Here is a 12,590-nt window from a genome sequence, read left to right on the forward strand (position 1 = left end):
ATGAGCTATGCTGACAAAACCGTACAAGTAAACTTGGTAAACTAAGCGTATTAATCGGAGTTTATCATGGTCAAGAAAATAAGAACCTATAGCACAGAATTTAAAGCTGAAGCCGTTAAGAAGATATCAGACAATAATGGCAATATCTCAGCAACCGCAAAGCAGCTTGGCATTGCCATGCAAACGCTATCGAATTGGCATAACAAAGCCAACCAAGGCAAGCTCAAAGGCACAGAGCAATACGACCCTGATCTTATGACAGCTCTTCAAGAAATAAAGCAGCTCAAGCGGCAGCTCAAAGTTGCCGAAGAGGAGCGAGAGATATTAAAAAAGGCGACGGCGTACTTTGCGAATGAGGAACGTTAAGAAACAGTCTGGGAGACTGTTTTAGTGACGCAAGGCGAAGGGCTATGTCCGCAGTGACAGCTAGTCAGGTACGCCTTCATCAAAGATAACCAGCACTTCTTTACCATCACCACTATGTGCCGCGTGCTAAGGGTTAAGCATTCAAGTTACTACGACTGGCTGAGTCGCGATATCAGCGAGCAGCAGATACATCGCAACCATTGTGAGCTACTCGTTAAAGCCGCTCACAGTGAAACTCATGAGCGCTATGGTGTTGAGCGTCTGCATGCGCATCTAAGTGAGCAAGGTCATAACATCAGTCCCTACATGGTCAGAAGCATCAAAGAGGAATAAAGCATCAAATGCCGTCGCCACAAACGCTTTAAAGTCACCACCGACTCCAATCACAACAAACTGGTCTATCCAAACGTGTTGGATCAAGAGTTTGATGCCAGTCGCCCTAACCAAGCGTGGGCCAGTGACATCACCTATATTTGGACGCTTGAGGGCTGGTTGTATTTAGCGGGAGTCAAAGATTTATATACCAAAGAGCTGGTCGGCTATGCGATCAATAAGCGAATGACCGCAGATCTAGTATGCAAAGCATTGAACATGGCCATCAAGAATAAACAACCAAGCAAAGGGCTAGTCGTTCACTCTGACAGAGGCAGTCAGTACTGTAGCCATGCTTACCACAAGATCATCAAGCAGCATCAGTTTACAGGTTCAATGAGCGGTAAAGGCAACTGCTTTGACAACGCACCCATAGAAAGCTTCTGGGGCATATTGAAGAACGAGCTAGTATATCACCAAGACTATAAAACAAGGTTTGCAGCTATCAGAGATATCATTGGATATATTGAGTTATATTATAATCAGACTAGGATTCAAAAGGGTTTAGGCTATAAATCGCCAAGACAGGTGTGGTTTGATTATTATCGTCAGGCTGCGTAATCAAAATCTCCCAAGTTTATATATACGGGATTGACGGCAGGGGTCAGAGATTGATAGAGGAGCTATTGGTCGAGCTAAGGTATGGTGGTTTCATAGAGGAGCAACCTTTGAAGTGAGATCTACTCCAACTGCAGGAGGACATACTAATCAGTGCACTTATGATGAACAAGGACAACTAATTATTAATCAAATTCCTGCTGCTGGTACTGCAGATTATAGAGCCTGTCCGAATCCTCCTTTCTGCAATGGACATATTGATCATGATGTTGAAACATGGAAATTAGCTGAAAAATTAGGTCGAGAAACTGATTATTATGATGTTAGACCCACAATATACGAAATGTGGTAAGGAATCTAAATGTTCAAACAAATATGTATATTTATTAGCGTCATTCTAATAGTTATGATTATTCCTGGTCTTGACAATTCAATCGACGCTATTAAGTCTGGTAACTTTTTAAATGAGTATGTTCTCAAAGCAATATTCTATTCATATGCTTTTGGAGTTTTTACTGGATATACAATTTATATTCTTTTAAAAAAGATAATTGATATTAAACAATATTCTCTTTTCTTTATTCAGTTAACTGTATCTATAGTAGCTGCATTCGTAATGATAATATATACTATGGCTTTGATGTCAGTCTGATTATATCAATTATTCAAATAATATCGCTTAATAAAGCTCTAACAAATCATCTCACCCAAGCAAGTCAGTGTCGAAGGTGCGAGCACGCTCTCACTCATGACTATGACGCGCTTGGCAACCACCTCAAAATCACCTCACCATACAGCGTGACTATCACTATGACGCCCTAGGACAACTGACACACCTAAGCGGTCATAGTGTCATCAATCAAGGCAATAAAAACACCCAACCAAGCCTAAACACTCAAACCAGCTTTAAGCGCAATCATCAATATCAGTATGACGCCCAAGGTCGTCTCACCGAACACAAGCTCACCGACTATCAAAACCATACGGGCATCACCGAAGTGTTTGCCTTTGATCCTGCCAGTAATCGTGTGCCTGTAAAGGCTGATGCTGCTATAGATTCATCAACAACAGATCAGGGCAGACCGCGTGAGCTGATCCAAGACGGCAAAAGAATTCGCTATACCTATGACTCTCATGGACGCGTACTCTATAAAACTACAGAAGCCATTAAACATCCTAATACCGCCCCACGTAGTGCACTACAACTACAATACAACGCCAACAACGAGCTTGAGAAAAGCTTGCGGACCAAGTACCAAGGCAATCAAATTATCAAAACCCAAACGGTCTATCACTATGACGCCTTTGGACGGCGTATCGCTAAGCACAGTGAAATAGCAAATAAAATTTCAGTAAATTTGACTAATCATCATATTCAACAACAAAAATCCAAACACAAACATAGTCATTATCTATGGGATGGTGATAAACAAATGCAAGAATATACCGATACTCATATTTTCACCACTATCTATAACCAAAATAACTTTGTGCCTGTAGCGAGGCTAGTATGGCTAAAAGAAAACCTGACTACCGCTGCTAACGACGAAACAAATATAGATGATAGCTACACGCATGGAGGTGAGCGGGATAAACCCATAACTGGTATACAAGTCTATCATTATCATAATGATCAACTCGGTACGCCTAATGAGCTGACCAATGAGAAGGGTGAGGTGGTATGGTTGGCGGATTATGAGGCATGGGGCAATACTGCGAAATTAGTTTGGAATGAGCAATTGATCGGTCAGATACAAGTCAGTCAAAATGAGCTACAGCCTATTAGGTTTCAAGGTCAACACTGCGATGAAGAAACAGGATTGCACTATAACCGCTTCCGTTACTATGATCCTGATATGGGGATGTTTACCTCAAGAGATCCGATAGGGTTAAGAGGTGGTGATAATGTGTTCCAGTATGCACCGAATCCTGTTAATTGGGTTGATCCGTTGGGGTTGGAACCATATGGATTAGGTAGTGGTCCATATAGCCAATCTAATACTCTCAGACAAAATGGTATAGATAAAAAGGTTGCTCAAGCATTGACCGCTTGGCATTTTGAAGGACGAGATGCTAGAAATGGTCTTCATCCTACTTATAATGAAGTCAGAAATAAAAGAAATGGATGGTCACCTCTATCAGAGGAACAATCTATATTTCATGACGATGGTGTTGGAAAGAAAGAATTGAAATATGTACATCCTGATGGTCGAGAAGCTGTTTTCAATGGTGATTGTCTATGTCCAGAGATTAGACCTCAGTACAAAGCTACATACAACTACATAAACCCTGGCGTTGTACCTGAAAATTGGTACAACATTCCTGGATGGGATAAATATGTTAAAGATATGATTGGACATGGCGTTGTAGATGTACTTCCATATCTTGGAGGTGGTAATGTGAGAGGAGACGAGCCTGAAAGGTATGTACCTCCAAGTGAAGAGTTTCCTTCATTCAAAAAATCAGTATCTGGTCCACCTATACGATAAAGATATTTATTAAAAAGTAATATTATAAAATTTAATTTTGACTACATGAAATAGGCCACATAATGTTTAATAAAATGAAAAGTGTTGTCATGGCTATTGTAGCTAGCACTGCAATCACAGGATGTGGTGTATCTGAATCTATCAGATATGAACATAGACCTTCAGAAATCTTTTATAAAGATTTAGATATTAATAATTCAGTACTGAATCCTTTTGTTGATAGTGGGATATTAATCACACTTTATATTATGGGTGTTAATCATGACGTATATGATATAGGAGTAGAGTTCTATACTAAGGATCCAACGAAGAAGATTTATATTAGTAATGTATATATTTTTGGTAATAGTTTGAGTAAGAAGATAGAAATAAAAAAAATGTTTATTTTGAATAATAAAGTAAAGGGAAGTGAAAAAATATACGAGTCACGTAATAATTTATTGAGATTTACCAATATAGATGGAAAAAATTTAGAGAGGTTTTTTGATGGAAGTAATCAGATGCATGTTGAAGTCACATATATTATAGAAAATAAGACTAAAAAAATGAGTTTTGTCATTAATAAGAAAACTGAAAAAAGAGTGATATTTCCAACATAGTATATTTGATATTTAAGATAAATATATTTTATATGAATTGTAGCCATATGGAAAGATTAATACAACGCCAACAACGAGCTTGAGAAAAGCCTGAGGACACAATATCAAGACAACAGCATTGTTAAAACCTTCACCGAGTATCACTACGACGCCTTTGGTCGACGTATTGCTAAGCACAGTGAAACTCGTAACTTTATTCAGAGTAAAGAGCGGCTCACACAAAGCCGTCAGACCCAGCATCAGCACACCCATATGCTATGGGACAGTGATTTGCCTATTCAGGAATATACGGACACGCATGTCTATACCACCATCTACGATCAAGGCAGCTTTGTCCCTATTGCGCGCTTAGCTTGGCTACGTGATGATCTGCCAAAAGTGGCTAATGATGATATAGAAAGTTTAGATAATGAAAGTAACGCAATACAGGTCTATCATTATCATAACGACCAACTCGGTACGCCGAATGAGCTGACCAATGAGAAGGGTGAGGTGGTATGGTTGGCGGATTATGAGGCGTGGGGCAATACTGCGAAATTAGTTTGGAATGAGCAGGTGATTGGTCAGATACAAGTCAGTCAAAATGAGCTACAGCCTATTAGGTTTCAAGGTCAGCACTTTGATGAGGAAACAGGATTGAGCTATAACCGTTTTCGCTACTATGATCCTGATATGGGGATGTTTACTACAAGAGATCCGATTCAGTTACAGGGCGGATTCAATGTCTTTCAGTATGCGCCTAATTCCGTTAATTGGATTGATCCATTTGGTCTTGATTATAGTATGGCAGGTTTAGGGGCGATAACAGGCCAATCAGCAGCTAGTATGAATTATATGGCTAGCAACCCACCATCGCGTGTCCCAAATAATAGTAGAGTAAATAAATTTATAAAGGATATTGGATATAATATCTCTAAAGGCGGTAATGTAGAAGCTGAAGCTGGTGGTACATTAGTATAGTCAGTCTAGAATAAAAGAGATACAACCCATATCATGAAACAGCTTAGGTAGATTATTCTCCATCCAGCCTTGACGTAGAAATTTTGCCTGTGCCCACTTCTTTTCAATGGGATTTAGATCAGGGCTGTAGGGTGGCAACCAAAGAATACGATGGCCATGTCTGTTCAGTAGTTTTTGAATGCATTTGTTCTTATGAAATCTAGCATTGTCCATCACGATCACACATTTTGTTTTAAGACTTGGTATTAGCGTGTGTTTGCACCAGTGGTAGAATATGCTGCTGTTAATATTTTGCTCAAAGTAATCTAAGGCAAATAACATTTTTTCATAGAGCGCACCAATAACGTTAGTGCGCTTTCTTGCTTGCCAGTTATAGCTGTCGATACAGGGTTTACCTATCGGTGCATAGCCATGAGAACGAATGGTTTCAGCCTCAAAGCCGCTTTCATCCATGTACACAATGGGATAGCCTTGCTGAATAAAACTATTGAGCTTATGTAAATACCCCATTCTTAACACAACATCATCGTAGAATAGTTAAGCCACCTGTCTGTATTCAGCAGGTGTCATATCATTAAGTGAATCATGAGGTCTTTCGGTGTTATAAACCTTGATCCAGTCTTCAGTCAGCATATTGACCTCGTTTAAATTGTTGAAAAGGTAGCAATCTAAAACCTCATTGCGATAACTGCGATTAAACCTTTCAATGTAAGCGTTCTGATAAGGACAGCCAGGCTCAATATAATCAACATAGACACCATGAGCTGATGCCCAATCAGTGAATGTGCTAGATGTAAACTCACTGCCATTATCCACACGAATTTGCTTAGGATAGCCATGCCACTCAGCTAGTTGATCAAGGTAGCGAATTACTCGGAGTGAGGGAATACTAGTACCAATATCAATGCCGAGTACTTCGCGGTTATAATCATCAATCACATTAAAGGTTCGAAAGCGAATATTGTTGTGCAGCTTATCGCTCATAAAGTCCATAGACCAGGTATGACCCAATGCGTCTGGCACACTTAGCGGCTGAGGGTTACGTGCTGGTAGCCGTCTTTTAGACTTACGGCGTAGGTTTAAGTTTAACGCTGTATAAACACGGTGTACTCGCTTATGATTCCATGAATAGCCAAGCTTGCGTATACGCTTAAAACACTTTGGGAAACCCCAACGATTGTGCTTATCTGTTAGCTCATTTAAGACATCAATAATCTCACTATCATCAGATAGCTTAGGCTTATAGTAGTAAGCAGTTCGACTCATACAGACCACCTGACAGCTCAATGCAATACTGACACCATACTGCGCCTGCAATTCTTGCGCCCAGACTTTGCGCTCAAGGGCAGGCGCTATAGCTTTTTTATGATATCTTCCTGCATTTGCGCTTTAAGGCTTAAATCAGCATACATCTGTTTAAGCCTACGGTTTTCTTCTTCAAGCTCTTTTAAGCGTTTGACATCAGAGGCTTCCATACCACCATACTTGGAACGCCATTTATAGAAAGTCGAGCTAGCAATCCCGTATTTACGACACAGCGCTTTAGCAGGTATCCCAGCATCTGCTTCTTTTAATATCGATACGATTTGGGTCTCAGTCATTCGTTTGCTCATATTAAAACTCCTTATGTGTATTTTATAAGAAATTCTACGTTTGAGCTGTGCTATTTTAGGGGATAGGTACACTTACTCTGATACGCTGCTCTTTTTATTGGACACGCTTTTGGATGCTCTAAGGTCTTTTTTTTGACTGATACCAAGGCGCTTTAGGGCAATATCAATGCCTGACTTGCTACAGCCTAAACGTTGAGCTCGCTCGTACATGTAATCGTCTGGATACTGCGCGACGTCTTTGAGAAGTGCTTCATTTGGTATTTTACTGGGTGGCTTATCCCGAGTTTGTTTGATACTTGGATTTTTCAGCCAACGCTGTAAAGTGGTTTTGCTGATGTCATAGAAAACACAAGCTTGACGAATGCTCATGTCTTTGTCTTTGACGCTTTTTATAACTTGCGTTCGAAAGTCTGCTGAGTAAGTCATAATGATTATATCTTTCTCTTTATTTTAAAAGCATTGTATCTTATTTATAAAAGACTGACTATAGCAGTATTAGGGGTTAGACAAACATTTGGCGCTGCTAAAGATTCCCAAGGAAGAACATGTCCAACTGTTACAACTTGTGCATTAATTGGTCCTATGATTGGTGCTTATAGCCATGCTGGAGGGTCTGTGACTACAGGAACATTAACACCAGGTAGTCGCACTTGGAGTTTATCAGGAACTGGAACTGGAACTATTGGTACGGGTGCTGGTTTGGGTGGAGCTGTAGGGGCTGATGGTTCAATTACAGGAAGTCTTGAAGGCACTGCAGGTGCAGCAGGTGGTGCTGCCGCAATGATATGTTCAAAAAAAGTTTCGACGCAATGCACTAAATAATTAAAGGTCAGTCAATGAGTAAGTTAAGATTGAGAAAAGCCCAGAAAGGTATACTGTTAGCACTTACATTATTTTTATTATCTATATTTTTCGATTTTATAGGTTACGCTGATATAGGTAAATATACTCTCTATCTAACAATGGTTGTAATAATATACAATATGTTTAATGCTGCTATTTTTGTTAGTAATAGTAATAAAAAGTTTTTTAAGCGGATTAAAAATAAACAACCTATTTTTACTGATTCTTTAACAGACGATGAGTCTGATGATTCTATAAAATAGCCAAATAATTTTTAGATAAGAAATCAAATATTATAGTAAATCCCACTTAAAAATGTTATAAACTAATTATCAAATTCAACTGTTATTATAAAGACCATGACTTACTCGCTAGATTTTCGCAAACAAGTGCTAAAAAGCTTAGATGATGGTATGACCTTTGCCGAGGCAGCTGAGTTTTACAATCTCAGCCCAACCACCATACAAAACTGGAAGCGGCGTGTTCATAGTAAAACAACCAGGCAAACCAAACCCTATAAAATACCAGATGACGTGCTACTTAATTATGTTAAAGAACATCCTGATGATTACCAGTATGAGCGAGCCCGTCGTCTAAACTGTAGTAAAACAGGCATTCATCATGCCCTAAAGCGGCTTGGTATCAGTCAAAAAAAAGACATTAGAGCATCCAAAAGCTTGCCCAATAAAAAGAGCACAGTATCAGAGCAAACTTAATAGCTTTAGGCAGCAAGGCTATCCCATCGTTTATATATACGCGCGCGGCTTTGAGAGTCAGACCACTCGCTCTCATGGTTATGCACCGATTGGTAAGCCTTGTATCGATAGCTACAACTGGCAAGGTAAAAAGCGAACCAACGTTATTGGTGCTCTGTATGAAAAGATGCTGTTTGCGCTTGATTACTTTGAGACAAACATCAACAGCATCGTCTTCTATCACTGGTGCAAACACAAACTAATCCCAAGTCTTAAAACAAAATGCGTGATTGTGATGGATAACGCCAGATTTCATAAGAGCAAACGCATTCAAAAGCTACTAAACAGGCACGGGCATCGTATTCTTTGGTTGCCGCCGTACAGCCCAGACCTAAACCCTATCGAAAAGAAATGGGCTCAAGTGAAGTTTCTACGCCAAGGCTGGATGGAAAATGACTTATCCAAATTGTTTTATGATGTGTGTCCAAGATATAACACTTTTATTTTAAACTGACTATAGTGGTGATGGTAAAGAAGTGCTGGTTATCTTTGATGAAGGCGTACCTGACTAGCTGTTTTTCGCGAAGTACGCCGTCGCCCACTCGAGCATAGCTCTCCCCTTGCGTCGGGGCGAAGCAGTGCTTCGCTTTATCCCTCCTCATTTAATATCTCTCGCTCCTCTTCGGCAACTTTGAGCTGTCGTTTGAGCTGCTTTATTTCTTGAAGAGCTGTCATAAGATCAGGGTCGTATTGTTCTGTGCCTTTGAGCTTGCCTTGGTTGGCTTTGTTATGCCAATTCGATAGCGTTTGCATGGCAATGCCAAGCTGCTTTGCGGTTGCTGAGATATTGCCATTATTGTCTGATATCTTCTTAACGGCTTCAGCTTTAAATTCTGTGCTATAGGTTCTTATTTTCTTGACCATGATAAACTCCGATTAATATGCTTAGTTTACCAAGTTTACTTGTACGGTTTCTTCAGCATAGCTCATTTATTGATTTTGTGATGAATGGCATGCTACAGACGATTAATGATCTACATGACCAATGTAATCAGCTGATTGGTTTTTTGCTTTATCAAGGCAGTCTAAACAATGCAAAATTTGAAAAAACGATCTCTGAGAGACAGTTTAATATGATTATGGTCATGATGGGGCTAGATAAGGTTTATACGCCAGCGGCATTGTTGCGTAACGCGCAGATTAAGGCGTTATATAGCAACCGCACGGACAGGACTTTTTACAGGGATATAGCGTCTTTGGTTGACGAAGGTTTTTTATGTGAACAGGATGGCAAACTGCTGCTAAATATATAAAATGGTGTTGAAAATGTTGGCGGTTTTAAGCGCCAATATCGCGCGCGTGCGGCTATTCACAATTCAACCCCATGCACGCCGATGGCAAGCGATATTTTGTAGCGGCTCAGTAATAGGCAGTCAGTCCACTATTGGGCGTATCAAATCGTGATTGATGGCTGGCATGACTAAGCTACTTTCTACAGACATAAAAAAGCCCCCAGTTAAGGAGGCTGATTTATCAAGTTAAGTGCGAAATCTTATCAAAGTGTACACTGTGGTGTACACGCTAAAAGCTAATTAGTGATTAATCTTTTAGCTATCAAGCACTTAGCTTGAAGTATTGGTACCAGTGGTCGGACTCGAACCGACACGCTTTTAAAGGCAACGGATTTTGAATCCGTCATGTCTACCAATTCCATCACACTGGCATGTAAGTAGATAACGTTTATAAAAACAACAGTTATCGAATTGGGCTACGGTGTTCGCCGTATAGGCTGCGTATTATAGCAGCCTATTTTTTGTCGTCAAGAATTATTTTAAATAATTTGCAGTTATTTGACGATATAGCAAAAAATGCAGACCTAGCCTACAAAGGCACGCTCAATAACGTAATCGGCTTGCACGCCCATACGTGGCGACACGGTAAGACCAAAACCATCTAATATTTTCGAGACATCAGCGTTGAACGGCATGCTACCGCAAATCATTACACGGTCATCGTCCTTATTCATTTGTGGCAGTCCGACATCTTCAAACAGTTTGCCTGATTCCATCAAGTCAGTGATACGGCCCATATTTCTAAACTCTTCGCGCGTCGTCGTTGGGTAATAAACAAACTTCTCTTTGTACCAGTCGCCGAAGATTTCATCGTTGGGCAGCTCATTTTCGAACATCTCACGGTACGCTAAATCTTCGACGTTACGCACGCCATGCACGAGGACTATCTTGTCAAAGCGCTCATAAACCTCAGGGTCACGTGACAATGCCAAGAAGGGCGCAAGTCCAGTACCAGTCGATAGCATGTAAAGGTGCTTACCTGGTAACAGGTCATCCAACACTAACGTGCCTGTGGGTTTTTTACTGACCAATAACTCATCGCCAACTTTGATGTGTTGCAAGCGTGAAGTCAGTGGGCCGTCTTGTACTTTGATCGAAAAGAACTCTAAATGCTCTTCGTAGTTGGGACTGGCAATAGAGTAAGCGCGCAGCAGCGGTCTGCCATCGACCACGATTCCAATCATCGCAAACTCGCCATTACGGAAGCGTAAGCCATCGTCACGAGTGGTTTTGATGCTAAATAGAGAGTCATTCCAATGATGAACCTCTGTAACCGTTTCGGTGCGAAGTTTTGACATAAAGTCCTCGTTAATAAGTGATTATCGGTATCGTATGGGTTAAATAGGTATTAAGATAAAATTTTTCAATGACCGTTTCGGCGCTAATAAGGTACTGGTTTTTATAGGCGATATAAAGCGCTATCTTAGCCTTTTATATACTTTAACTTATATATTTTATCATTTTATATAATGTTATAAATGACAGCGAATGCCTGTGGCGTCAAGCCGTAAAAATCAGTTCATTCAGCCAAATCTGTCCGCTAAGATAAGGCAAAACACGACAAGGTATCATTATTTTCATCAAAAGCGGTTTCGTCAGCGTGCCTAGCCTATCAAGTCGCCTCTATTGATCTGCCCATATCAAATTGCTTTTATCAAGCCGTTTCTATAAAACTGTTTTTATAAAAATAGGGGCGGTCATCAAACTCTCGCTCATAATACCAAACTTTAAAATAAAAATCCGTCTGGCAGCGACTATGTGGCATGATAAAATAGAATATCGTTAGTAAATAATTTTGTATCATGCAATAAGCGTGTTTTTGGAGAATTTATGCCTGTATCAGGTGACGATGTGCTCGCCGATTGTCATCGGGCGCCTATTATTGGCTATCATCGGGCGCCGCTCTCGCAAAAGTTTGGGGCGCCAAGACAACCAAACTTGGTGGCGCTGATGAGCGTAGTTGAGATGATTGCGCCTTATGATACGCCCGCCGCTTTTGTTGGTTTAGAGGCGTTTAGTCATATCTGGCTGAGCTGGCAGTTTCATCATAATGATACGGCCAAAGCTGGCAGAGTGAGTGCAGCCGCACCTGCCGGCGAAGAGGATGCGACAGCGGCGCGCACGACAGCAAAAGGGTATTTTCGTCCGCAAGTGCGGCCACCAAGATTGGGCGGCAATCAAAAAATAGGCGTGTTTGCCAGTCGTAGTATGTATCGCCCATCAGCGCTGGGGCTGTCTGTGGTCAAGCTTGAGCGCGTCGAGGTAGTACAAGGTCGCGCGTTTCTTATCATCAGTGGCGCTGATATGATAGATGGTACGCCCATCATCGATATCAAGCCCTATGTGGCGTATAGCGATGCGCTGATCGATGCTCGTAGTGGCTTTGCTCCTACGGCACCTGAGCTGCTAGAGGTCACAGTCACTGACGCCGCTTATCAGCAGTTTTTGCAGCTAATGTCTGATGCGCTTACTAGAGAAACTGCGCAAGGTGCTGGCAGGCAAGTGTTAATCGATCAGGCGCGCTGGCAACTTGTCGATACGGATATGGCCATCATTCAAGCACTCATCGCTCAAGATCCGCGACCTGCCTATCGCCGCAAGGAAGTGCACAAAACCTTTACGATGCGCTACAAGTCTGTCGATGTAGCGTTTTGGCGGCTTGCATCAGGGGCGCTACAGATCACAGCGATTACCAGCATAGCATAACGTTATATAGTATAACGCTAACATAGTATCACGCTAA

At 41.0% G+C, this 12,590-nt stretch carries 13 protein-coding genes, 1 tRNA gene and 4 pseudogenes; 12 read left to right on the forward strand and 6 right to left on the reverse strand.

The genetic code is table 11. From position 1 onward, the window contains the following. The first annotated feature begins 66 nt into the window (after positions 1 to 66). From AADH33_RS05145 to AADH33_RS05165, 6 genes and pseudogenes are all read left to right on the forward strand, one after another. Positions 67 to 1,299: pseudogene (locus tag AADH33_RS05145) on the forward strand (IS3 family transposase). 112 nt (positions 1,300 to 1,411) lie between these two features. Continuing rightward, positions 1,412 to 1,648 (forward strand): hypothetical protein, encoded by a 237-nt coding sequence (locus tag AADH33_RS05150; RefSeq protein WP_201587067.1) that lies wholly within the window; start codon positions 1,412 to 1,414, stop codon positions 1,646 to 1,648. Between the two features lie 502 nt (positions 1,649 to 2,150). After that, positions 2,151 to 2,264: pseudogene (locus tag AADH33_RS13180) on the forward strand (hypothetical protein); the annotation flags it as partial. Between the two features lie 30 nt (positions 2,265 to 2,294). Beyond that, positions 2,295 to 3,785, forward strand: coding sequence for an RHS repeat domain-containing protein (locus tag AADH33_RS05155; RefSeq protein ID WP_348549788.1), 1,491 nt, complete (start codon positions 2,295 to 2,297; stop codon positions 3,783 to 3,785). Between the two features lie 89 nt (positions 3,786 to 3,874). Beyond that, positions 3,875 to 4,384: a hypothetical protein gene (locus tag AADH33_RS05160; RefSeq protein WP_201587339.1), complete on the forward strand. Its 510-nt coding sequence runs from the start codon at positions 3,875 to 3,877 to the stop codon at positions 4,382 to 4,384. A gap of 252 nt (positions 4,385 to 4,636) precedes the next feature. Beyond that, a complete protein-coding gene (locus tag AADH33_RS05165) occupies positions 4,637 to 5,344 on the forward strand; it encodes an RHS repeat domain-containing protein (protein WP_348549789.1) in 708 nt (235 codons plus the stop codon). Here AADH33_RS05165 and AADH33_RS05170 read toward each other — a convergent pair whose 3' ends face one another. The 3 genes and pseudogenes from AADH33_RS05170 to AADH33_RS05180 all read right to left on the reverse strand — a co-directional run bounded on the left by AADH33_RS05170 (position 5,345) and on the right by AADH33_RS05180 (position 7,383). Beyond that, entirely contained in the window at positions 5,345 to 5,854 is a 510-nt protein-coding gene (locus tag AADH33_RS05170; protein ID WP_348549790.1) for an IS630 family transposase, read from the reverse strand. Between the two features lie 27 nt (positions 5,855 to 5,881). Further along, positions 5,882 to 6,957 (reverse strand): annotated as a pseudogene (locus AADH33_RS05175) (IS3 family transposase). A 72-nt stretch (positions 6,958 to 7,029) separates the two neighbouring features. Next, complete coding sequence (locus AADH33_RS05180; protein ID WP_348548343.1) at positions 7,030 to 7,383, reverse strand: IS630 transposase-related protein; 354 nt, start codon at positions 7,381 to 7,383, stop codon at positions 7,030 to 7,032. Positions 7,384 to 7,572: 189 nt separating this feature from the next. Here AADH33_RS05180 and AADH33_RS05185 point away from each other — a divergent pair, with 189 nt between their 5' ends. The 4 genes from AADH33_RS05185 to AADH33_RS05200 all read left to right on the forward strand — a co-directional run bounded on the left by AADH33_RS05185 (position 7,573) and on the right by AADH33_RS05200 (position 9,009). Continuing rightward, complete coding sequence (locus AADH33_RS05185) at positions 7,573 to 7,779, forward strand: hypothetical protein (RefSeq protein WP_348549791.1); 207 nt, start codon at positions 7,573 to 7,575, stop codon at positions 7,777 to 7,779. A gap of 14 nt (positions 7,780 to 7,793) precedes the next feature. Next, positions 7,794 to 8,063 (forward strand): hypothetical protein, encoded by a 270-nt coding sequence (locus tag AADH33_RS05190; protein ID WP_201587342.1) that lies wholly within the window; start codon positions 7,794 to 7,796, stop codon positions 8,061 to 8,063. Between the two features lie 96 nt (positions 8,064 to 8,159). Then, a complete protein-coding gene (locus tag AADH33_RS05195) occupies positions 8,160 to 8,516 on the forward strand; it encodes an IS630 transposase-related protein (RefSeq protein ID WP_348549792.1) in 357 nt (118 codons plus the stop codon). Continuing rightward, positions 8,437 to 9,009 carry an IS630 family transposase gene (locus AADH33_RS05200; protein WP_348549793.1) on the forward strand — a complete coding sequence of 191 codons (573 nt, stop codon included), beginning with the start codon at positions 8,437 to 8,439 and terminating at the stop codon, positions 9,007 to 9,009. Before AADH33_RS05195 ends, AADH33_RS05200 begins: the two co-directional genes overlap by 80 nt. Position 9,010: 1 nt before the next feature. Here the strand turns inward: AADH33_RS05200 and AADH33_RS05205 are convergent. Further along, positions 9,011 to 9,419, reverse strand: a pseudogene (locus tag AADH33_RS05205) (transposase); the annotation flags it as partial. 80 nt (positions 9,420 to 9,499) lie between these two features. Between AADH33_RS05205 and AADH33_RS05210 the strand changes: the two are divergent. Next, on the forward strand, positions 9,500 to 9,808 hold the full coding sequence (locus AADH33_RS05210; RefSeq protein ID WP_348549794.1) for a hypothetical protein: 309 nt from the start codon (positions 9,500 to 9,502) through the stop codon (positions 9,806 to 9,808). A gap of 323 nt (positions 9,809 to 10,131) precedes the next feature. Here the strand turns inward: AADH33_RS05210 and AADH33_RS05215 are convergent. After that, positions 10,132 to 10,218: transfer RNA gene (locus AADH33_RS05215), tRNA-Leu, on the reverse strand. A gap of 153 nt (positions 10,219 to 10,371) precedes the next feature. Beyond that, complete coding sequence (locus AADH33_RS05220; protein WP_201585494.1) at positions 10,372 to 11,145, reverse strand: ferredoxin--NADP reductase; 774 nt, start codon at positions 11,143 to 11,145, stop codon at positions 10,372 to 10,374. A gap of 532 nt (positions 11,146 to 11,677) precedes the next feature. Here AADH33_RS05220 and AADH33_RS05225 point away from each other — a divergent pair. After that, a complete protein-coding gene (locus tag AADH33_RS05225) occupies positions 11,678 to 12,553 on the forward strand; it encodes an SAM-dependent methyltransferase (RefSeq protein WP_348549795.1) in 876 nt (291 codons plus the stop codon). Positions 12,554 to 12,590 lie beyond the last annotated feature (37 nt).

The sequence above is a fragment of the Psychrobacter sp. KFRI-CH2-11 genome, from assembly GCF_038239325.1.
Taxonomy (GTDB): Bacteria; Pseudomonadota; Gammaproteobacteria; order Pseudomonadales; family Moraxellaceae; genus Psychrobacter; species Psychrobacter celer.